This window comes from Actinokineospora pegani (assembly GCF_009745975.1).
In the GTDB taxonomy this organism is placed as follows: domain Bacteria; phylum Actinomycetota; class Actinomycetes; order Mycobacteriales; family Pseudonocardiaceae; genus Actinokineospora; species Actinokineospora pegani.
On record NZ_WHOL01000077.1, the window covers coordinates 49,493 to 70,533 of the forward strand.

The following is a 21,041-nucleotide window of genomic DNA, read 5'->3' on the forward strand; positions in this document are numbered from 1 at the left end:
GCGCCTGCGTCTCGGGCTCACTGGCTGTGGTGCTCGCGCAGCAGCTCGGCGACCCGGAACGCCAACTCGATCGACTGGGTGGCGTTGAGCCGCGGGTCGCACGCGGTCTCGTAGCGGCGGCACAGGTGCCCGTCGAGCACCTCGTCGGCGCCACCGAGGCACTCGGTCACGTCGTCGCCGGTCAGCTCGAGGTGGATGCCGCCGGGGACGGTGCCCTCGGCCCGGTGCACGGCGAAGAAGCCGGAGATCTCCCGGGTGATGTCGACCAGGCTGCGGGTCTTGTAGCCGCTGGCCGACTTGAACGTGTTGCCGTGCATGGGGTCGCAGGCCCACACCACCCGGCGGCCGGTGAACTCGACCGCCCGCACCAGCGGGGGCAGCAGCTCGGTCACCTTGTCGGCGCCCATCCTGCTGATGAGCACCAGCCGCCCGGGGACGTGCCCGGGGTCGAGGCGCTCGCACAGGTCGACCAGCTCACCGGGGGTGGTGGACGGCCCGAGCTTCACGCCCAGGGGGTTGCTCAGACCCGACAGGAACTCCACGTGCGCCCCGCCCAGGGAACGGGTCCGGTCGCCGATCCAGAGCATGTGCGCGCTGGTGCCGTACCAGCCGTTGGGCCGGTGCCGGGTCAGCGCCTGCTCGAACCCCGGCAGCAGCGCCTCGTGCGAGGTGTAGAGCTGCGTCTGCCGCAGGCTGGACAACCCCTCCACGTCGGCCCCGCAGGCGGACATGAACCGCAGCGCCCAGGTGATGTCGCGCGCCGCGCTCTCGTAGTGCTGACCCGCCGGGCTGCGCCGGACGAACTCCTGGTTCCAGGCGTGCGCCTGGCCCAGGTCGGCGAAACCCTCCTTCGTCAGCGCCCGCAACACGTTCAGCGTCGCGGAGGCGTGGTGGTAGGCGCGCAGCAGCCGGGAGGCGTCCGCGGTCCGCGCCCGCGGGGTCGGCTCCGGGTCGTTGACGATGTCACCGCGGAAGACGGGCAGCTCCACCCCGTCGACCAGCTCCGTCGGGCTGGACCTGGGCTTGCCGAACTGCCCCGCGATCCGCCCCACCTTCACCACCGGCAGGCCCGACCCGTAGGTGAGCAGGATGGCCAGTTGCAGGATGACCCGCAGCTTGCTGCGCACCCCGTCCTCGGTGCACGAGGAGAACCGCTCGGCGCAGTCGCCCGCCTGGAGCAGGAACGCCCGGCCCGCGGCCACCTCCGCCAGGGAGGCGCCCAGCTCGTCGACCTCGCCGGGCAGCACCAGCGGCGGCAGCAGGGCCAGCTCGTCGAGCACCAGGCCGAGCTGGGCCGGGTCGGGCCAGGTGGGCTGCTGGGCGATGGGCAGGTCCCGCCACGAGTCCGGCGACCAGTGGTCGGGGGCGTGGTGCGGGGCGGGGCCGGTCTCCTTCAGTCGCATGCTGTCACCAGTTCCTTCACCAGGGGTGTGGGGTCTTGGCCGCGGTCGACCAGGTCGACCAGGGCGCTGCCCACGACGGCGGCGTCGGCGTGGCCCGCCAGGTCGCGGATGTGGTCGGGACGGGAGATGCCGAACCCGGCGGCCACCGGGAGGGCGGTGTTCGCGCGCACGGTCGAGAGCACCGACCGCACACCGGCAGGCAGGTCGGTCCGGGTGCCGGTGATGCCCGTGACGGTCACGCAGTAGACGAACCCGCTCGAGGCCGCGCACGCCGCGGCGACCCGCTCCGGCGAGCTCGTCGGAGCGACCAGCATCACCAGGTCCACCCCGTGCGCGCGCAGCACCGAGCCGGTGGCCGCCGCCTCCTCCACCGGCAGGTCCGGCGCGATCACCCCGCTGACCCCGCACTCGGCGGCGTCGCGGGCGAAGCGCTCGACCCCGTAGGCCAGCACCGGGTTCACGTAGGTCATCAGGACCACGGGCGCCGCGCCCTCGTCGGCGACGTCCCGGGCCACCTCCAGGCAGCCCGCCAGCGTCACGCCCGCGTCGACCGCGCGCTGTGCCGCCCGCTGGATCACCGGTCCGTCGGCGAGCGGGTCGTTGTGCGGGATGCCCAGCTCCAGCGCGCCCACGCCCGCGTTGACCAGGCGCTTGCCCAGCTCGCGGGTGGTGTCCAGACCGGTGTGCCCGGCCATCAGGTAGGGCACGACCGACACCCCGTCGCCGCGCAGCCGCGCCCCGGACCGGCCGAGCCGTCCCGTCGTCCCGTTGGTGATCGTCACCGGTGCGCCTCCTCGTACTCGGCCACGCTGTGCATGTCCTTGTCCCCGCGCCCGGAGAAGCAGACCAGGACGCGCCCGCCCGGCCCCAGTTCGCGGGCCAGGTCACCCACGTGGTGCAGGGCGTGCGCGGTCTCCAGCGCGGGCATGATGCCCTCCAGGGCGGTGCACCGGCGGAACGCGGCGATGGCGTCGGCGTCGTCCACGGCCACGTACCGGGCCCGCTCGGTCTCGGCCAGCATCGCGTGCTCCGGCCCCACACCGGGGTAGTCCAGCCCGGCGGCCACCGAGTGGGTGGCCCGGACCAGCCCGGCGCCGTCCTGCAGGATGCGGCTCATGCTGCCGTGCAGCACCCCCGCGGTGCCCGCGACGGTAGCCGCCGCGTGCTCCACACCGGACACCCCGCGACCGCCTGCCTCGACCCCGATGAGGTCGACGTCGGTGTCGCCGACGAACGCGCTGAACATCCCGATGGCGTTGGAACCCCCGCCGACGCAGGCCACGACGGCGTCGGGCAGCGTCCGCTCGGCGCTGAGGTACTGCTCGCGCGCCTCGTCGCCGATGACCCGCTGCAGGTCGCGCACCAGGGCCGGGTACGGGGCGGGCCCGACTGCGGAGCCGATCACGTAGTGCGTGTCGCCGACGTTGGTCACCCAGTCGCGGATGGCCTCGGAGGTGGCGTCCTTGAGCGTCGCCGAACCGGAGTCGACCGGCCGGACCTCCGCACCCAGCATCCGCATCCGCCGGACGTTGACCTCCTGGCGGCGCGCGTCCTCGGCTCCCATGTAGACCACGCACGGCAGTCCGAACCGGGCGCACACCGTGGCCGTGGCCACCCCGTGCTGGCCCGCGCCGGTCTCGGCGATGATCCGCCGCTTGCCCATCCGGATAGCCAGCAGCGCCTGTCCCAGCGCGTTGTTGAGCTTGTGCGCGCCGGTGTGGCACAGGTCCTCGCGCTTGAAGTGGATGCGCGCCCCACCGTGGTGCTCGGTGAGCCGCTCGGCGAAGTACAGCGGGGTCGGCCTGCCGACGAAGCCGTCCTGGTGCCCGTGCAGGACCAGCCAGTACTCCGGGTCCTCGCGGGCCACCGACCACACGGCGTCCAGTTCGTCCAGCGCCGCCATCAGTGTCTCGGGCACGTACCGGCCGCCGAAGCGGCCGAACCTCGATTCGATCATCGGTCCACCCTTCCCAGGGCGGCCACCAGGGCCGCCGGGTCGTCGGCGCGCATCAGCGCCTCGCCGATCAGCACCGCGTCGGCGCCCGCGGCGCGCAGCGCGGCCGCCTCGCCCGCCGTGCGCACCCCGCTCTCGGCCACCAGCACCCGCTGCGGGGTGATCAGCGGCGCCAGCCGCGCGGTGAGGTCCATGTCGATGGTGAAGGTGCGCAGGTCGCGGTGGTTGACCCCGATGGCCGTCGCGTCCGCGGCGATCGCCGCCTCGGCCTCCTCGTCGTCGTGCACCTCGACCAGCGCGGTCATGCCCAGCGAGCGCACGAGCGCGATCAGCTCGCCCAGCCGCGCGCCGCTCAGCGCGGACACCACGAGCAGGACGGCGTCCGCCCCGATCGCCCGCGCCTCGTGCACCTGGTAGTCGTCGACCACGAAGTCCTTGCGCAGCAGCGGGAGCGCGCAGTGCTCCCGGACCTCGGCCAGGTGCTCCGGCGACCCGCCGAAGCCCTCCTCGTGGGTGAGCACCGACAGCGCCGCCGCCCCGCCGCGCTGGTAGGCCAGCGCCCGCTCGACCGGCCGGAAGTCGGCCGTCAGCGGCCCCTTGACCGGGCTCTGCCGCTTGACCTCGGCGATCACCGACAGCCCCGGGGCCCGCAGCGCGGCGACGAAGTCCAGGGCAGGCGGGCGGTCCGCCGCCCGCCGGATGAGTTCGGCCTCGGACACGCCTGCCCGCCGCCGGTCTGTCTGGGCCGACGCCTGTCGCACGAGCCGGTCCAGCAGTCCAGCCGTCGGCCCGGTCATGCCACACCCCGCGCCGGTTCCCGGCTCGACACCTGGACCCAGGCGTCCAGCGTAGACCGCGCCGACCCGTCGACGAGCACGCCGCGGGCCTGCTCCAGCCCCTCGGCCCAGGTCTCGACGCGACCAGCCACCCGCAGCGCGGCGGCCGCGTTGAGGACGACCACGTCCGCGGCCGGGCCGGGCTCGCCGTCGAGCACGCGGCGGATGATGGCCGCGTTGGTCACCCGGTCGCCGCCGTCGAGCACGCCCGGGGCGGCCACCGGCAGGGACAGCTCGGCGGGGTCGAACCGGTACGCCCGGGTCTCGCCGCCCACGACCTCGACCACGTCCGCCGGGGCGGAGGTGTTCAACTCGTCCATGCCGTCGGCGGAGTGGAAGACCATCGCCCGGTGCACGCCCAACCGGGCGAGCGCCTCGGCGAGCGGGGCCACCAGCCGCGCCTCGGCCACCCCCAGCACCTGGTACCGCGCTCGCGCCGGGTTGACCAGCGGGCCGATCAGGTTGAACACCGTCCGCACCCCGAGCGCCCTGCGCACGGCGGCGGCGTGGGCCAGCGCCGGGTGGTAGAGCGGCGCGAACAGGAACGTGATCCCGGTCCGGTCCAGGCAGTCCGCGGCGGCCCGCGGCTCCAGGTCGATCCGGACGCCCAGTTCCTCCAGCACGTCGGCGCTGCCGCAGGACGACGACGCGGCCCGGTTGCCGTGCTTGGCGACCGGAACCCCGCACGCGGCGGCCACGACGGCGGCGGTGGTGGAGATGTTGAAGGTGCCCGACCCGTCGCCGCCGGTCCCGCAGGTGTCCAGCAGGCCGTCGGGGACGGCCACCGGCACCGCGGCCTCCCGCGCCGCGCGGGCCAGGCCGACGATCTCGTCCACCGTCTCACCGCGGGCGGTCAGCGCCATGGCGAACCCGGCGACCCGCGCCGGGTCGGTCGTCCCGGACATGACCGCGCGCATCGCCGCCGCGGCCCCCTCCTCGTCGAGCGCCCGGCCCCTGGCCAGCACGCGTAGCTGTTCGATCACGAGACGACCTCCAGGAAGTTGGCCACCAGGCGCTTGCCGACACCGGTGAGCACCGACTCGGGGTGGAACTGGACACCGAAGGTGGGCTGCTCGCGGTGCCGCAGCGCCATGAGCACGCCGTCGTCGGTCCACGCCGTGGCCACCAGCTCCTCGGGCATCGACCCGTGGTCCACGACCAGCGAGTGGTACCGGGTGGCGCCGAACGGGTTGGGCAACCCGCTCAGCGGCCCGCTCCCGTCGTGGGCGACCTCGGAGGTCTTGCCGTGGGTCGGCACGCCGCGCACGATCCGGCCGCCGAACGCCCGTGCGACGCCCTGGTGCCCGAGGCACACCCCGAGCACCGGCATCCGCCCGGTCAGCTCCCGGATCGCCCGCACCGACACACCCGCGTCGTCGGGGTCGCCGGGGCCGGGGGAGACGACGAGCAGGTCGTACTCGGCCAGTTCGCCCACCGTGGTCTCGTCGTTGCGCCGGACGGTGACCTCGGCGCCGTGCTCGGCGAGGTAGTGGACCAGGTTGTAGGTGAAGGAGTCGTAGTTGTCGACCACGACCACCCGCTTGCCGCCGCCCACCGCGGCCGAGGTGTCGGCGGCGGGCGCGGTCGTCGGTGTCCGCGTGCTCATCGGGCCTCCTCCGCGGAGCGGACGGCGGTGAACAGGGCGTTGGCCTTGTGCAGGGTCTCCAGGTACTCGGCGGTGGGGTCGGAGTCGGCGACCACGCCCGCGCCCGCCTGCACGTGGATCAGGCCGTCGGCGACGACCAGGGTGCGCAGGCCGATCGCGAAGTCGACCAGGCCGCCGAAGCCGACGCAGCCCAGCGCGCCGCCGTAGACGCCGCGCCGGTCGGGCTCCATCTCGGCGATCAGCTCCATCGCCCGGATCTTCGGGGCGCCGCTGAGCGTGCCCGCCGGGAAGGCGGCGCGCAGCGCGTCCAGCGGGGTGGCGCCGTCGGTCAGCTCACCGGCCACAGTGGACGACAGGTGCATCACGTGGGAGAACCGCTCGACCTCCATCAGCCGCTCGACCCGCACCGTGCCGGGCACGCACACCCGGCTGATGTCGTGCCTGCCCAGGTCGACCAGCATCACGTGCTCGGCGCGCTCCTTGCTGTCGGTGAGCAGGTCGCGCTCCAGCGCCAGGTCGCCCTCGTGGTCGCTGCCGCGGGCCCGGGTGCCCGCCAGCGGGCGGGTCCGCACGGTCCGGCCGTCGGCGCGCACCAGCAACTCGGGGGAGGCGCCGATGACATGCCTGCCCCCGCCCAGGCTCAGGTGGTAGAGGTACGGCGACGGGTTGACCGCGCGCAGGTGCCGGTACAGCTCGGCGGGCTCCACCCGCAGCGGCCGGGTGAACCGCTGCGACAGCACGACCTGGAACGCGTCGCCCGCGGCGATGTGCTCCCTGGCCCGCCGCACCCGACCCTCGAACTCCGCCTGCGTGGTGTTCGACGCCCACCCGTCGTCCGGCCGGACCCCGCCGGGGTGCCTGCCCGCCGCGGTGAGCACCGTCGACGGCGGCTCGGCCGTCAGCCGCTCCCGCAGGCCGGACAGCCTGCTCAGCGCCGCCTCGTAGGGTTCGTCCGCGGGCCGGTGCAGGGTCACCAGCAGCACCGAGCGGGTCGCGTGGTCGAACACGACCAGGTCGTCCGCGGCCAGGAACGCCGCCTCCGGCACCCCCGGCCCCGGACCGGCCGCCCGGGGCAGCCGCTCGAAGTGCCGGGCCGTCTCGTACCCCAGGTAGCCCACCGCGCCGCCGAAGAACGGCGGCAGGCCCGCGACCGGCGCCACCGACCGCCCGGCCACCTCGGCCAGCGTCGGCAGCGGGTCGCCCTCGGGCAGGTCGACCGGACGGGGCCGGTACCCCAGGTAGGAGTAGCGGCCCACGTCGCCGCCGACCGGGACGCTCTCCAACAGGAACCCGGTCTCCCCCGGCCCGCACAGCCGGTCGAACGCCGAGGTGGGGGACAGGCCCTCGACCAGCAGTTCGCGGAAGACGGGCACCCGCTCGTAGTGCTCGGCCAGGTCGGCCACCTCGGCCGGGCCCGGCACCGCGGTGTCGGTGGTCGGGGTGGGTCGGTGCACGGTCGTCATCGGTCCTCCACCACGCACTCGGTGCGCTCCGGGGCCATGAAGATGCCCTGCTGCCGCGCGCCCGGCACCGGCCCGACGGCGCGCATGTCCACCGCGGCCAGGACCATCGCCAGGATGACCCGCATCTCGGCGCGGGCGTAGCCGCGGCCCACGCACATCCGCGCCCCGCCGCCGAAGGCCCCGAACACGTAGGGGTCGACCGGGGCGCCCATGAACCGCTCCGGCCGGAACACCAGCGGGTCCTCGTAGTTGCGCGGGTCGCGCTGGATGACGTGCGCGCAGTGCACGACGACGGTGCCCCTCGGCAGCTCGTGCCCGTCGACGACCAGCGGCCGCACGACCATCCGCACCCCGTTGAGCGCCGAGACCGGGTGCAGCCGCAGCGCCTCCGAGAGCACCGCGTCGACGTAGTCCAGGTCCTTCGCGGCCTCGCCGGGCACCGGCCGGGTGGCGAACCGGTCGCCGATCTCGGCCATCAGCCGGTCCCGCACGCGCTGGTCGGCCAGCACCTCCAGGAACGCCCACGACAGCGCGTTCGCCGTGGTGGAGAACCCGGTGAAGAGCAGGCTGAACACCTCGTCGCGCACGACCTCGTCGGTCAGCGCCTCGTCGCCCGCCTCGGCGTGCCGCCGCAGTGCGGCGCTGACGTCGTCGACGCCCGCCGCGTCGCACCGCTGCCGGTGGCCCGCGAGGTGCTGGTCGAGGTGGGCGCGCAGCTCCTGGTCGGCGGCGACGACCTCGTCCCGGCTGTACCGCGCGTTCTCCATCCGCGGCAGCATCGCGGCGAGCTCGGCCTTGACCCCGGCGGGCATCCCGCCGCACACCACCTCGACGATGATGTCGGAGGTCAGCGCCTGCAGAGCGGTGAACAGGTCGAACCGCTCCCCGCGCGGCCACCTCGCCACGTGCTCGTCCACCGCGGTGGTGATGATCGCGGCGTAGTCGCGGCCGCCGCTGAACGCCGGGTGCAGCTGGCTGCGGCGGCGGCGGTGCAGGGTGCCGTCGATGTAGCCGACGGACTCCTCCGGCGTGCCGAAGAAGAGCTGGTTCGCGAGCGCGCCCGAGGTGCCCGCGTCCGGGGCGTACATCGCGCGCAGCTGGTCGGGGCGGGTCAGGAACACCCAGGCCCCGTTGTGCTCGACGTCGACGAGGTCCTCGTTGCCCAAGCCGCCCAGCCGGAGGGTGAACAGCTCGCCGTACTCGCGGGTCATCCGCTCGACGCGGCCGAACGGGTCCGCCTCGAACCTGGCGAGCTGCTCGTCGACGGGCTCGTCCGGGCCGGGCGGCAGGCCCTTGCGGGTCGCGGTGGTCATGACGCGGTCTCCTTCTCCAGTCGCTGCATGGCGGACTGCACGTCCTCGACGAACTGGTCGAGGACCAGCTCGTCGGTGAGGTGGTGGGTCAGGCACGCGCGGACGACGGCGCCCTCGCGCGGCAGCACGGACGTGGCGACGTAGACGTTGCCGCGGGCGCAGACCCGCTCGCACAGCTCGGTGGTCGCCGCGTCCGAGTCGTGCACCCGGAACGCCACCGTGGGCAGGTGCGGGGCCGCCCGGTCCACCACGGTCACGCCGGGCAGCGCGGCCAACCGGGCCGCCAGCTCCTCGGCCAGGTCGAGCTTGTGGTCCAGGCCGTGCTCGAAGGCGGCTGCCCCGTGCAGGCGCAGCGGCAGCCACGCGGTCAGGCCGCGGAACTCACGGGTCACCTCCGGGCCGTAGTTCATGAAGTCCGCGGTGTCCTCGTCGGTGGACAGCTCCGGGATGTAGGCGGCGCCGGGGATGGCGAACGCCGCGCGCAGCGCCGCCTTCTCCCGGACCAGCAGCGCGGAGCTGCCGTGCGGCAGGAACAGCGACTTGTGCGCGTCGACGGCGATCGAGTCGGCGAGCCCGGTGCCCGCCAGCAGCTCCCGGCCGCGGGCGGTGAGCCGGAAGAAGCCGCCGAAGCAGGCGTCGACGTGCAGCCAGACCCCCTCCTCGGCGGCGACCGCGGCCAGCGCGCGGATGTCGTCCACCGCACCGGTGTTGGTCGTGCCCGCGGTGGCCACCACGCACCCGGGCGGGTCGCCCGCCTCGGCGTCCGCCCGGATCGCCGCCCGCAGCGCGTCGACATCGATCCGGTGGTCGGCGCCGGTGGGCATCACGACCACCCGGTCGGCGGGCAGCCCGGCGAGCTTCGCCGCCTTGGCCACCGAGAAGTGCCCCTGGTCGGACACGTACACCCGGGCGCGGTGGCGGTCGTGCTCCGGGATCCGCTCCAGCGCGCAGCGCAGCGCCATGAAGTTCGCGATCGAGCCGCCGGTGGTCAGGTAGCCGAACGACCCGGTCCCGTACCCCATGATCCGGCAGAACCAGTCGATGACGTCGGTCTCCAGCCGGGCGAACCCGGGTGCGGCCGCCCACGCCCCGGCGAACCGGTTCAGCGCCCGGGCCAGGAACTCCCCGACCGCGCCCTGGAACAGCCCGCCGGAGGGGACGTGCGCCAGGAACCCGGGGTGCGCGTGCATCATGCCCTGCGGCATCGCGGTGTCGAACAGCTCGTCGAGCAGCGCGGGCAGGTCTGTCGCGCACTCGGGCAACGGGCTGGGGCCGGGGGTGTCGGTGGCCGGGTAGGACGCCGGGAAGTTCCGTTTGGCCAGTTCCTCGTGGTACCCGGCCAGGCGGTCCGAGACCGCGTCCAGCAGCGCGCGCTGCCGCGCCGGGCCCAGGTCCAGCGACGTCGAGGCCCGGACGTGCTCGTCCTCGTGGCGCGGCACCGGGACCGCGGTGTTCGCGCTGAGCACCGCGGCGTACTCGGCGATGATCAGGTCGCGGTCGGTGCTCGGGTCGTGGCGGCGGCACAGCTCGTCGAGCACCGCGCGCTGCCTGCGGTGGCGGGTGACCACCTCGTGGTAGGGCGAGCTGGTGAACGCCACCGCGTGGTACAGCGGGACGTACAGGTCGGGGTAGGTGGCGTGCAGCGCCTTCTCCAGCGCCGAGCGGGCCTGGAAACCCGGGTCGCCCGTCCGGTTCTTCAGCTCGCGGGCCATGGCCAGCGACAGGTCCGCGATGGCGTCCCCGGCGGGCTTGCGCAGCCGGGTGTACTCCGGCAGCGCCAGCTCGATCGCCTCCGGGCCGTCCGTGCGGTGGCGGTTGGCCGCCAGCAAGTCCAGGAACGTGCGCACGTCCTCGAAGCTGCAGTTGATGCCCTGCCCGAAGAACGGCACCAGCGTGTGCGCCGAGTCGCCCAACAGGACGGTCTTGCCGTGGTGGTACGGGCCGCAGCGCATCGTCTTGAGCGGTGCGGGCGGGAACCGCAGCACGTCGTCGGCGAACCCGGGCGCCAGCGGCACCAGGTCGGCGAAGTGCTCGGCGAACAGCGCCGCCACCTCGGCCCGGCCGCCGAGCGTGCGCCAGTCCGGCGCGTCGCCGTCCGCGGCCATCGGCATCCACAGGCCCGCGGTGTACGTGCCATCCACATTGGGCTGCGCGAGCAGCATGAAGTCCCCGCGCGGCCACACGTGCATCCCGTGCACCATGCTCTCCGGCGTCGCCGGGTCGCGCAGCTCCCGCAGCAGCGCGTGCCCGCCGTCGGCCGCGGCGGGCACGACGATCTCCACGAAGCCGTCGCGCACGTACTCCTGGTGGATCGTCATCCGCGACCCGCGTCGGGAGATCTCGTGCCGGACCGTGCTGTTCGCCCCGTCACAGCCGACCAGCAGGTCGGCCTCCACCCGCACCATGGTCTCGGCGACGAACGTCGCCGCCCCCGCCACCGGGTCCACCGCGACGCAGTCGTGCTCGAAGTGGATGCGCGCGCCCGCCTTCTCCGCCTCGTCCAGCAGGATCTGGTGCAGCAGGCCCCGGGGGATGGACAGCAGGTGGTGGTCCGGGTCCAGGCTGTAGGGCTGGTAGGACACCGACCCGTCCCTGGCGTGGATCACCCGCTGCGGCAGCGGGACACCGTTGGCGTACAACAGGTCCACCACCGCCGGGTCGAGCGACCCGAGACCGCGCTTGGTCAGGGTCAGGTTGAACGAGTGGCCGCGCACCCCCTCGGCCCGCCGGATGTCCGACCCCCGTTCGTAGAGGTCGACCTCGAACGACTGCGCGCGCAGTCCGATCGCCACCAGGCACGCGACCGGCCCCGCGCCGACCACCGTCGCCGTCAGTCGGGTGGTTCCCGACATCAGCGCCTCCTCCCGTTCGACCAGGCTCGTCCGCGGCTGGTTTGCGCGGATCTGACCGCTCCGACGCTAGGAACGGGACCTCTCGCCGCACTCTTCGCTGACTCTTAACGATCACGCTGACCGGCGGGAGAGGGGATCGAGAGCGAGATGCGCGATGCTGTCGGCGGCGAATCCGCCCGCGAGCGGCGCACAGTCCCCTCACTCGACCCAACTGCCGAGACCAGCGCTGGTCATAAGCTGTGGCTGTGTCCGATTGGCGCAACACCACCCACGACTGGGCCGGCACGGTGGATACCGCGCACCTCGAGGCGATCCGCGCCGCGCGTGCGGAGGTCGCCCCTGGTGGTGTGCGGCACCTGGTGCTCGAGGTCTTGGCCTACGCCGCGGACGAGGCCGAGTCGCGAGGCGGCGGCACCGCCGTCGTCACCCGGCACGCGGATGGATCGATCTCCGTCACCGATGACGGGCGCGGCACCGACACCCGCGTCGACGCGGCGGGGCGCACCGTCAAGAAGCCGGTGATGGCGACCAAGGACCTGCGGTTCTTCGACCACCCGGCGGCTGCCACGCTGCCTGACGGCTGCCCGCGCCGGGGCATGTCGGTGGTGGCAGCGCTCAGCGAGTGGCTGGTGCACACCAACCGGCGCGTGAACGGCTCATGGACGCAGCGCTATGAGCACGGCGTCCCCGTAACCGGTCTGACCCCGATCCCTGACGACGGCACCACGGGCACCACCGTCCACTTCCTCCCGACCCTGTGCGGGCCTGTCGACCTCGACGGATTGGCCTTCGGACCGCATCTGACAGTGGTGCTCCGCTGACGCGCGCCGCGCGTCCTCGCCCCGGTCGGCCCACGCCCCGGGCGGCGGCGGGCGTTGACGGGACGCTGTGCTGGGTGGCGACGAGCGTTTCCCCGCCTCCGGGTGCCGTGGCGGTGATCTTCTCGGTACCCTCGGGTTCTCACAGCGAGGGGCAGGGGGCCGGGTGTCGGACGTTTCGCGGTCTGAGAACCGGGTGCGGGACAGCGATGGGAACATCGTCCAGGCGCACAGCGTCCGTGACGTGCACTTCCACGGGGCGCCGCCGGGGGCGGGGCCTGGGGTTTCGCAGCAGTTGCCGGTGCCGCCCGCGGTGTTCGTGGACCGGGACCCGCTCATGGCGTGGCTGGGGGAGCGGGTCGCCGCGGCGTGGGAGGCGGGCAGGCCCGCGTTCGTGGCGCTGCACGGTCCCGCCGGGGTCGGGGTGCGCAGTGTGCTGCGCCGGTACTGGGCGGACAACTCGGGGTCGTTCGCCGACGGCGTGGTGCGGGTGCGGTTCGGGGAGGGGCAGTCGGTGGCGGAGGCGCTGGCCGATGTGCTGGCCGACCTGGGAGTGGACCGGCGGGAGTTGCCGGTGTCGGAGGCGGCCCGGCAGGGGCGGTTGTTGACGGTCACGCACCCGAAGAGCGTGTTGCTGGTGTTGGAGGGCGTGGAGTCCGCGGCGCAGGTGGAGCCGTTCTTGCTGAACTCGCCGCGGTCGGCTGTGGTGGTGCTGTCGAGGGCGCCGATCCGGCACCTGCTGCGGGTGGGCTTCCAGGCGCGGGCGGTCGAACCGCTGGACGAGCGGTTCGGGTTGGAGCTGTTCGACCGGGTGCTGGGGGTCGGGTGGCACGTCGAGTCGGGGGTGGAGCCCGCGGCGCTGGTGCGGGCGTGCGGGGGCTACCCGTTGGCGATGCAGGCGACGGCGGCGCAGATCGCTGGGGCGTCGGAGTGGGAGGTCGCCGACCTCGTCCGGGCGCTGGCGAGCCGTGGCCTGGAGGCGTTGGACCCGGAGTCGCAGGAGTACGTGCGGGTCAGCTTCGAGGGGGCCTACCTGCGGTTGAGCCCAGCGGCGGCGCGGGCGTACCGGCTGGTGGTCGGCCACCACCCGGGCAGTGCGGTGGTGGCGGACGGGGCCGCGGCGATGCTCGGCGTCACCGAGGACGAGGCCGTCGCCGTGCTGACCGCGTTGTCGGAGGCCCGGTTGCTGGAGCGGACCGGGGCGGGCACGTTCGAGTTCCACACGGTGGCGCACTGGCACGCCCGCGACCGGGCCGAGCGCGACGAGCCCCGCGCTGAGGTGGCCGCGGCCGTGGAGCGGGTGGTGGGCTGGTACCTCGCCCAGGCGGTGGCCCACGACCGGGTGCTGTCCTCCCGCCCCCGGCTGGGTGGGCTCTACCAGGTCCCGGCGGCCGTGCGGCCGACCCGCGCGCAGGCGTGGGCGTGGTTGGAGCGGCGGCGGCCGAACCTGCGGGCGGCGGTCGCCTTGGCCGGGCGGTTCCAGATGCCGGAGCTGGTGTGGCAGTTGTGCGAGGCGCTGTGGGGCGTCTACCACGTGCACCGGCACTATGACGAGTGGATCGCCACCCACCGGGGCGGTGTCGAGGCCGCGATCCAGCTCGGTGATGCCCGGGTGCGGATGCGGATGACCTCCCAGTTGGGCTCGGCCCTGCTCAACGTCGACGACCTCGACGAGGCGGCGGCCGCCTTCGCCGAGTCGCACCGGGCCGCGGACGAGGCGGGCGACCCCGTGGGCAGGCAGAGCGCGCTGGAGTGGTCGGGCAAGATCGCCGCCCGCCGGGGCCGCACCGCCGACGCGCTCGCCTTCTTCGACCAGTCCTGGCACGTGGCCGCCACCGAGGCCCCCGAGCGCGAGCGGCCGCGGATGTTCGCCCTGCTGTGGCTCCAGCGCGCCAGGGTGCTGCTCGCCGCCACCGAGCACGAGCGAGCCGCGCAGGCCGCGCGGCAGGCGCTCGAGCACTTCCGGGACACCGGCGAGACCGACAACACCGCCAAGTCCCTGCTCGTCCTCGCCCAGGCCGCGGCAGGCCTCGGCGACCCCGCCGCGGCCGGGCGCGCCCGCGAGGCGGCGGACCTGTTCCAGGCGGACGGGTCCGCCCGCGGCGAGGCGGACGCGCTCGAGGTGCTGCTCGCCACCGCACCGGACGACGAGGCCCGGGCCCGGCTGACCTTCCTGCGCGACCAGGCCCGCGGCTGATCACCCGTTCACGGACACAGTGACCGCGTCCGCGCTGTCGACTCGGACTCGGCGGGGCGCCGCGGCCGGGTGGTCGGGGAGCAGGTAGAGCGCCGAGGCGGCGACCAGCGGGTCGACGCCGGACGGGGTCCGGCATGGCAGGCGGGGGCCGTCGCGCACTTGGACCACGCACTCGGTCGGTGAGGTCACCGCGGCGGCGAACGCCGCGAAGGGGTGCTTGTCCGCCGCGGTGTCGAGCCAGCGCAGGTCGGCTGACCTGCGGAAGACGACGTCGGCGCCGCTGCGGAGCTCCGGGAGCGGGTGGTCGGCCGCGGCGACCAGGTGCGTCTCGGGCAAGCGCGGGTGCGGGGTGCTCCGCCCGAGCAGGGCGTCAGCCGGGTGCCGGGTCAGTTCCAGGACACCGTCCGGGCCGACCGACCCGTGCACGCGCACCGCCAGCCCGCCGCGCGGCCCACTGGCCTCGGGGTCGGGCAGGACCGGCACGGGGACGGGCAGTTCGGGCACCGGCAGTCCCAGCAGCTCGTAGCAGACCTCCCGCAGCAGTTGCGCCGCCTTGCCCGGCACCGAGGTCACCAGGTCGGCGACCGGGGCCGGGTCCGCGAGCCGCCTGGCGAGCACGTCCCGCACCTGGCCCCGCAACGGCCGGGACCGGTCCAGCCGAGGCGCCACACCGCCGACCACGTGCACGGCGGTGCCCTCGGCGACGTCGTCCTCCGGGAAGGTCCCGAGCAGGACCGGGCGGCCGAGCGCGGCGGCGTAGGTGGTCACCGCCCCGTGATCACCCACCACCACGTCGGCGGCGATCAACGCCGCCGACCACCCCTCCTCCGGCGGCACGAGCAGCAGCCCCGACCGCAGGCACCGCGCCAACCACGACCGCACGACGGCGGGTCCGTGCGCGGACCAGATGTGCGGGTGCAGCACCGCCGCCACCCGGTACCGGTCCACGGGCAACTCGGCGAGGAGTTGGTCCAACAGCTCCGGCCAGCTACCGAACAGCGACCGCTGCCACCACGTCGAGGACACCACCACCAACGCGTCCCGCTCACCGACCCCCAGCGCCGCCCGGTACCGGTCACGCTCGTCGAGCGAGGCCAGCATCCGGTCGAACCGGGGGTCACCGGCGACCACCGCCCGCTCCACCGCCTCCGCCACCGCGGCGGCGAGGCGCTCAAGCTGCTCCTCGTGCGACAGGACAAGCACATCCGGGAGCAGCCGCCCGCCTGAGAACAGCGACTCGGCCGACAGGCCATACACGGGTTTTCGGGCGCCCGGGCTTCCGGGCGTGATCGTCTTGGTGTAGCCAATCCCATGGGAGACAAGGACAACAGGCCCCAGCAGCTCGTGCAGCCCACCGCTGGAGTTGGCCGTGATGATCAGGTCCCACACTGTGTTCACCGCCTGCCCCCAACCGACGACGGCGAAGCCCCGGCGGGCCAGGTGCTCGTCGACCCCCGCGGGCACACTCGCGGTCTCGGGGCAGGTGTGCACGAGCTGGACCCGTGGATCGGAGTCGAACAGGTCCACCAGGTCGCCCAGCCGGTTCGCCGACGCCACGGTGTGGACCACGAACAACACCTTCCGCGTGTCCGCCACCGTGCTCCACCGACGCGCGTGCGGCCCCACCGGCGCCTTCACCCACCGCCCAGTCACACGCCCACGCCCCGCCGCCACGCCACTAGGACGAACCCAGGGGGCAAGCGGATCGACCGGCGCGGCTCCCGGGGCGTCATAGCAGCACCGTAATACGTTCGGCCCGCCGACCGGCTTCCCCCTCCAGCCGATCACCTGCGCCCGAGAGCGCCTCAGAAGGTGTGCGAGTGGTCGTGCGTGTCGAGGTCGTCCCAGGCGGGCAGCGGGTCCTCGTAGGTCTTCCAGGCGGCCGGGCCCTCGGCGAGTTCGGTGTCGGTGAGCAGTGCTGGGTCGAGGCGGCGGGCGGGCTCGGCGGGGTCGAGTCCGATGCCGATGAAGACGAGTTCCTGCCGGGCGGTCGGGGTGTGGAGGAGTTCGCCGGGTTCGATGGTGAGGGTGGGGCCTGCCTGCGACCAGACGGCGAGGGTGTCGGGGCGGGTGGCGATGTGGCAGAAGCCCTTGCTGCGGATGACGCCTTCCCAGTCGGCCAGAGCGGTGACGAGGCGGGCGGGGTGGAAGGGGCGGTCGGCGCGGTAGGTGGTGGAGCGGATGCCGTATTCCTCGGTCTCGGGGGTGTGCGTGCCCGCCAGTTCCTCGGCCCAGCCCGCGGCGGTCGCGGCGGTGACCGGGTCGTAGCGGCCGGTGTCGAGGACGTCGGACAGGGGGACGGCGCCGCGGTGGGAGCGCAGGAGTCGGGCGCTCGGGTTGAGCTTGCGCAGCAGGCCCTCGGTGGCGGTCAACTGGTCGGTGGTGGCCAGGTCTGTCTTGTTGAGCACCAGGACGTCGGCGAACTCGACTTGGTCGACGAGCAGGTCGGAGATGCCGCGCTCGTCGCCGTCGTCGGCGGCCAGGCCGCGGTCGTCGAGGCGGTCGCCGCGTTGGAGTTCGGTCAGGAAGGTGTGCGCGTCGACGACCGTGACCATGGTGTCGAGGCGGGCGTGGTCGGACAGGCTGGTGCCGTCGTCGAAGGTCCACTCGAAGGTCGCCGCGACCGGCATGGGCTCGGAGATCCCGGTGGACTCGATGAGGATGGTGTCGAAGCGGCCCTCGCGGGCCAGGGCACCGACGCTGTCGAGCAGGTCCTCGCGCAGGGTGCAGCAGATGCAGCCGTTGGTCAGCTCGACCAGCCGCTCCCCGCCGCGACCGGCGACCAGCGAGGCGTCGATGTTGACCTCGCTCATGTCGTTGACCACCACGGCCACCCGGCGTCCCTCGCGGTTGGTCAGGACGTGGTTGAGCAGGGTGGTCTTGCCCGCGCCGAGGAACCCGGACAGGACGGTGACGGGCACGCGCGCGTCGTCGTTCATGGTGCCCCCAGTATCCGAAATGAAAACCATTTCCTTTAGCCTATCCCACCCCGGTCACCGCACCGCCGTCGCGTCAGCGGTCGGCGTCCCCTGCGCCGTCCGGGTGCCGCTGTGCGACTAGGCTGGGCTACTCGCGGCCCGCTCCACCGACGGCACGGTTCGACCAGCCGCGAAATCTGTCTCAGATGGGGAAATGCCACGTGAATTCGTTCTGGCACGATCCGAGTGTCGCGACCAGTTACACGGAAGCGTCACACGATTTGGCGCAGGACGTCGGGTATCCGGCCGTTTTCGCCGCACTGGGCCTGGGGGCGTCGGACGGGCCCAAGAACCTGCTGGATTACGGCTGCGGAGCAGGCCACACCGCGCACGCGGCCACGCGCTCGTTCGGCGTGCGCGTGTGTGCTGTCGACACGTCCCCGGCGATGCTGGCGCTGGCGCGCCGCCAGCCGCACCACCTCATCGACTTCAGGCACACCGACGACGGGGATCTGGGTTTCCTGCCGGACGGATCGATGGACGCCGCCATGTGCGGCTTCGTGTTCGTGTGCGTGCCCGAGCGTGAGCGGCTGGGCGACATCTGCCGGGACATTCTCAGGGCGTTGCGCCCGGGCGGGAAGCTCGCGGTGTGGGGAGCTGACCCGGCCACGATAGGCACCGCGAACTACGACGGTTGGCTAACCGAGCCCGGCCCCTACAGCGACGGCGCTGCCGTCCGCAGCCGCCTTCGTCAAGCCGACGGCTCCTGGGTGGACGTCACCGACACGTTCTGGACCGCCGACACCTACCGCAGCGTGCTGTCCGAAGCTGGTTTCGCCCCCGTGACGACCGCTACCCTTCCCTCGAACTCGCCCTCTGACGCGAGCGGCTTGATCCTGGTGACCGGCGAGAAACCCTGACCGACCGCGACCACGGGATCAGGTGGGCAGCCAGCTCGACGGGACCACGCCGAACTCGGTCCGGAAGGCGGCGGCGAACGCGCTCGCCGTGGAGTACCCCACCAGCTGTGCGACCGTGCCGACCTGCGCACCGCCCGCCAGGTGCGCCACCGCGTCGAGCATCCGCCTGCGCCGCCGCCACTGGCCGACGCTCATGCCGGTCTCGGCCAGGAACAGCCGCTCCAGGGTGCGCCTGCCTACGCCCACCCGCAGGCACGCGGTCGGGACGTCCAGTTCGGTGATCAGCCGGGCCGCGGCCACCGCCCTCGGGTCGGTCGGGGCAGGCAGCAGCAGCGCCGGGTCCGACGGCAGGTCGGCGAGCAGGTCGTGCAGCACCGCGACCAGCCGGGCCTGCCGAGGCTCGTCGAGGTCCAGCGGCGCGCGCTCGACGAGGTGCACGATCAACTCCCGCGCCAGGGGCGGCACGTCGACCACCCGGCAACCGGGCGGCAGCAGCCGCACACGCTCGCCCGCGTAGAGGATGCGCAACCTGCTCCGGTGGACCACCCGCAACCGGTGCCCGATACCCGCCGACACCCACAACGCCCGGTGCCGCGGCAGCGTCCACCTCCCCTCAGCGGTGTCAACCACCAACACCCCGGACACGGCGTAGATCAACTGATGCCACCCCGCCGCCTGCGGCGGGATCAGCGGTCCTGGCGGGTGGGTGACCGCGTAACCGCGCAGGTCCGGTTCATCGTGGCGCATGCGCGACAGATTTAGTCGCATGCGCGACTGCGCGCAACCCACCCACTGCCTACCCTTTTCCCCATGACCGATCTCGCTCACATCGCGATCAACGCGGACGACGTCCCGACCACCCGCCGGTTCTACGCGGACACCTTCGGTTGGGACTTTGCCCCGTGGGGGCCACCCGGCTTCTACCGGATCGATGCGGGCGCACCAGGCGGCCCGGGCGTCGCCGCGGCCCTGCAACAGCGACGCGCCCTCCAGCCGGACCGGCCGACCAACGGCTTCGAGTGCACCATCGCGGTGGAGGACGTGGCCGCCACCCGGGAGGCAGCCCTCGCGGCAGGCGGCCGAGTGCTGGTGGAACCCGTCACCATCGCAGGCGTCGGCCACCTCATCTGGCTCGCCGATCCCTCCGGCAACGTCGTGGGCGCCATGACCTTCGACCCCGCCGCGGACTGACCCGCCCAGGCCCCGGCGACCAGCACGTGGCTGCCGTGCGCGTCAGACGAGCGTCACCGTGGGACACGAGACCTCCAGGGCCGGTGGGTGGCGTCGTCATCACCACCGCACCCGGAGGCCTCCCTTCTCAAGCGCCTAAGCGGTCTCCTTGACCCGCGGCCGCGGGTCGGCAACGTCGGCGAGTTCGCGGTCGAGGGTCGCTGAGGGGCGGTGGGCCCAGGCGACCCAGATCAGGGCGGCCAAGCCGAGCAGCAGGTAGGAGTTGCCGTAGATGTTCTGCCACCAGGTCCACTTCGTGCCGTCGGACTCCTCGCTCCGGGCGATGAAGTGGGGGGCGACGTAGAAGATCGCCAGTCCGAACGCGGCGGCCATGAGCTTGGCCGGGTTCCAGGGGGTGCGCAGCACGCGGGCGGCGACGACCACCAGGCCGGGGACGATCCACACGTAGTGGTGCGACCACGAGATCGGCGACAGCACCAAGGCCGCCATCGCGGTCACGGCGACCCCCGTCTCGGCGTCGACCCGGGGGACGACCCACAGGAAGATCAGGCCGACCAGCATGGCGGCGCCCAGCCAGACCATCTTGTCGTACGGGGCGTCGATGCCGAAGCGGGCCAGCGCGCCCGCGACGGTCTGGTTGGTGACGATCGCCGAGCCCGCCATCCGGTCGGTGGGGCCCGCGCCGGTGAACCAGAAGTCGAGCGATTCCTGCCAGGCGAGCACGAACGCCAGCGCCGTGCACGCCGCCGCGCTCAGGCAGGTGACGACCGCGGCGCGGAAGTCGCGGCGCAGCAGGAAGTACAGCAGGAACACCGCCGGGGTCAGCTTGACCGCGATGGCGATGCCGACGAGCAGCCCGCGCGGCCACTTCGGCGTGCGGACCAGGCAGTCGACCACGACCAGCGCCATCAGCCACAGGTTGACCTGGCCGAACTTGATGGTCTCGGCGACCGGTTCGAGCAGCAGCGCGAACGGCAGCAGCCCGGCCGCGAGACCGAACGCGCCCATGCGCCCGCCCGCAGGCCACACCCGGGAGATGACGACGGCGAGCGACACGACCACCGCGAGGACCGACATCCCCGTCGCCAGCACCACCGACAGCTCCCACGGCACCACGGTCAGCGGGGCGAACGCCAACAGCGACGACGGGGGGTACAGGTACCAGAGGGCCACGCCCACCGACGTGGGGGGCAGGAGCGCGTACGGGTCGCCGCCGGACCACCAGGCCTCCACGCCGAAGCGGTACACCTGCAAATCGATCAGCTGGTCCTCGATCCGGAAGATCCAGGCCAGGGCGCCCGCGGACGCCAGCCCGCACAGCACGAAGAACAGGACGCTGTACGACGGGCGCTCCGACAGCCCCCTCAACCGGGGTGCGGGGGTCTGCCGTTGAGCGGTTGCCGAGTCCACCCCGCGAAGCTATCGGAAGCCCGTTCCAGGTGCGCGTGTCCAATGAGAATTTGTCATACCCCGCAGGTAAGCACCGTTGAAGACGCGCGGCCACCACTAATTCGAGTGTGCGTGATCGCGTCGAGAATGTGCTGGCGCGACCGGACGGGGTGACCCGAGT

Annotated in this window: 17 protein-coding genes; 4 read left to right on the top strand and 13 right to left on the bottom strand. The window is 73.4% G+C overall.

Annotated features, from left to right (window positions below; all coding sequences use genetic code 11):
- Nucleotides 1-17: 17 nt before the first annotated feature.
- Genes GCL84_RS12215 through GCL84_RS12255 form a run of 9 tightly spaced genes read right to left on the bottom strand, consistent with a single transcriptional unit; the run spans nucleotide 18 to nucleotide 11,427 of the window.
- Nucleotides 18-1,403, bottom strand: coding sequence for a class II 3-deoxy-7-phosphoheptulonate synthase (locus GCL84_RS12215; protein ID WP_156755560.1), 1,386 nt, complete (start codon nucleotides 1,401-1,403; stop codon nucleotides 18-20).
- On the bottom strand, nucleotides 1,394-2,185 hold the full coding sequence (gene trpA, locus GCL84_RS12220; protein ID WP_156755561.1) for a tryptophan synthase subunit alpha: 792 nt from the start codon (nucleotides 2,183-2,185) through the stop codon (nucleotides 1,394-1,396). The genes GCL84_RS12215 and trpA overlap by 10 nt, the downstream gene beginning before the upstream one ends.
- Nucleotides 2,182-3,360: a tryptophan synthase subunit beta gene (trpB, locus tag GCL84_RS12225; RefSeq protein ID WP_156755562.1), complete on the bottom strand. Its 1,179-nt coding sequence runs from the start codon at nucleotides 3,358-3,360 to the stop codon at nucleotides 2,182-2,184. Before trpB ends, trpA begins: the two co-directional genes overlap by 4 nt.
- The gene (trpC, locus tag GCL84_RS12230; protein ID WP_156755563.1) at nucleotides 3,357-4,154 is read right to left on the bottom strand and encodes an indole-3-glycerol phosphate synthase TrpC; all 798 of its coding nucleotides are present in this window, start codon (nucleotides 4,152-4,154) and stop codon (nucleotides 3,357-3,359) included. Before trpC ends, trpB begins: the two co-directional genes overlap by 4 nt.
- Nucleotides 4,151-5,176 (bottom strand): anthranilate phosphoribosyltransferase, encoded by a 1,026-nt coding sequence (gene trpD / locus GCL84_RS12235; RefSeq protein ID WP_156755564.1) that lies wholly within the window; start codon nucleotides 5,174-5,176, stop codon nucleotides 4,151-4,153. Before trpD ends, trpC begins: the two co-directional genes overlap by 4 nt.
- On the bottom strand, nucleotides 5,173-5,799 hold the full coding sequence (locus GCL84_RS12240) for an anthranilate synthase component II (RefSeq protein WP_156755565.1): 627 nt from the start codon (nucleotides 5,797-5,799) through the stop codon (nucleotides 5,173-5,175). The genes trpD and GCL84_RS12240 overlap by 4 nt, the downstream gene beginning before the upstream one ends.
- Nucleotides 5,796-7,262, bottom strand: coding sequence for an anthranilate synthase component I family protein (locus GCL84_RS12245; RefSeq protein WP_156755566.1), 1,467 nt, complete (start codon nucleotides 7,260-7,262; stop codon nucleotides 5,796-5,798). Before GCL84_RS12245 ends, GCL84_RS12240 begins: the two co-directional genes overlap by 4 nt.
- Nucleotides 7,259-8,575 (bottom strand): cytochrome P450, encoded by a 1,317-nt coding sequence (locus GCL84_RS12250; RefSeq protein ID WP_156755567.1) that lies wholly within the window; start codon nucleotides 8,573-8,575, stop codon nucleotides 7,259-7,261. The genes GCL84_RS12245 and GCL84_RS12250 overlap by 4 nt, the downstream gene beginning before the upstream one ends.
- A complete protein-coding gene (locus tag GCL84_RS12255; RefSeq protein WP_156755568.1) occupies nucleotides 8,572-11,427 on the bottom strand; it encodes an aminotransferase class V-fold PLP-dependent enzyme in 2,856 nt (951 codons plus the stop codon). Before GCL84_RS12255 ends, GCL84_RS12250 begins: the two co-directional genes overlap by 4 nt.
- 245 nt (nucleotides 11,428-11,672) lie before the next feature.
- Here GCL84_RS12255 and GCL84_RS12260 point away from each other — a divergent pair, with 245 nt between their 5' ends.
- Complete coding sequence (locus GCL84_RS12260) at nucleotides 11,673-12,248, top strand: ATP-binding protein (protein ID WP_235926173.1); 576 nt, start codon at nucleotides 11,673-11,675, stop codon at nucleotides 12,246-12,248.
- 241 nt (nucleotides 12,249-12,489) lie between these two features.
- Nucleotides 12,490-14,442 (top strand): hypothetical protein, encoded by a 1,953-nt coding sequence (locus GCL84_RS12265; RefSeq protein WP_156755570.1) that lies wholly within the window; start codon nucleotides 12,490-12,492, stop codon nucleotides 14,440-14,442.
- On the opposite strand, the gene GCL84_RS12270 is transcribed toward GCL84_RS12265, so the two are convergent.
- Together GCL84_RS12270 and GCL84_RS12275 are read right to left on the bottom strand one after the other, a co-directional pair.
- Entirely contained in the window at nucleotides 14,443-16,011 is a 1,569-nt protein-coding gene (locus GCL84_RS12270) for a hypothetical protein (RefSeq protein WP_156755571.1), read from the bottom strand.
- Between the two features lie 236 nt (nucleotides 16,012-16,247).
- Nucleotides 16,248-17,381: a GTP-binding protein gene (locus GCL84_RS12275; RefSeq protein WP_156755572.1), complete on the bottom strand. Its 1,134-nt coding sequence runs from the start codon at nucleotides 17,379-17,381 to the stop codon at nucleotides 16,248-16,250.
- Between the two features lie 200 nt (nucleotides 17,382-17,581).
- Between GCL84_RS12275 and GCL84_RS12280 the strand changes: the two genes are divergently transcribed.
- Nucleotides 17,582-18,280 carry a class I SAM-dependent methyltransferase gene (locus GCL84_RS12280; RefSeq protein ID WP_197523194.1) on the top strand — a complete coding sequence of 233 codons (699 nt, stop codon included), beginning with the start codon at nucleotides 17,582-17,584 and terminating at the stop codon, nucleotides 18,278-18,280.
- 18 nt (nucleotides 18,281-18,298) lie between these two features.
- On the opposite strand, the gene GCL84_RS12285 is transcribed toward GCL84_RS12280, so the two are convergent.
- Complete coding sequence (locus GCL84_RS12285) at nucleotides 18,299-19,027, bottom strand: AraC family transcriptional regulator (protein WP_156755574.1); 729 nt, start codon at nucleotides 19,025-19,027, stop codon at nucleotides 18,299-18,301.
- Between the two features lie 63 nt (nucleotides 19,028-19,090).
- On the opposite strand from GCL84_RS12285, the gene GCL84_RS12290 reads away from it, so the two are divergent.
- Complete coding sequence (locus GCL84_RS12290; RefSeq protein WP_156755575.1) at nucleotides 19,091-19,471, top strand: VOC family protein; 381 nt, start codon at nucleotides 19,091-19,093, stop codon at nucleotides 19,469-19,471.
- 135 nt (nucleotides 19,472-19,606) lie between these two features.
- Here GCL84_RS12290 and GCL84_RS12295 read toward each other — a convergent pair whose 3' ends face one another.
- A complete protein-coding gene (locus tag GCL84_RS12295; RefSeq protein WP_156755576.1) occupies nucleotides 19,607-20,881 on the bottom strand; it encodes a glycosyltransferase 87 family protein in 1,275 nt (424 codons plus the stop codon).
- Nucleotides 20,882-21,041: the final 160 nt, after the last annotated feature.

Bases quoted from the DNA above. Each gene is read 5' to 3' on its own strand.
- GCL84_RS12215 (WP_156755560.1), bottom strand. From the start codon at position 1,403: ATGCGACTGAAGGAGACCGGCCCCGCCCCGCACCACGCCCCCGACCAC.
- trpB (WP_156755562.1), bottom strand. From the start codon at position 3,360: ATGATCGAATCGAGGTTCGGCCGCTTCGGCGGCCGGTACGTGCCCGAG.
- trpC (WP_156755563.1), bottom strand. From the start codon at position 4,154: ATGACCGGGCCGACGGCTGGACTGCTGGACCGGCTCGTGCGACAGGCG.
- GCL84_RS12240 (WP_156755565.1), bottom strand. From the start codon at position 5,799: ATGAGCACGCGGACACCGACGACCGCGCCCGCCGCCGACACCTCGGCC.
- GCL84_RS12245 (WP_156755566.1), bottom strand. From the start codon at position 7,262: ATGACGACCGTGCACCGACCCACCCCGACCACCGACACCGCGGTGCCG.
- GCL84_RS12250 (WP_156755567.1), bottom strand. From the start codon at position 8,575: ATGACCACCGCGACCCGCAAGGGCCTGCCGCCCGGCCCGGACGAGCCC.
- GCL84_RS12255 (WP_156755568.1), bottom strand. From the start codon at position 11,427: ATGTCGGGAACCACCCGACTGACGGCGACGGTGGTCGGCGCGGGGCCG.
- GCL84_RS12275 (WP_156755572.1), bottom strand. From the start codon at position 17,381: ATGAACGACGACGCGCGCGTGCCCGTCACCGTCCTGTCCGGGTTCCTC.
- GCL84_RS12285 (WP_156755574.1), bottom strand. From the start codon at position 19,027: ATGCGCCACGATGAACCGGACCTGCGCGGTTACGCGGTCACCCACCCG.
- GCL84_RS12290 (WP_156755575.1), top strand. From the start codon at position 19,091: ATGACCGATCTCGCTCACATCGCGATCAACGCGGACGACGTCCCGACC.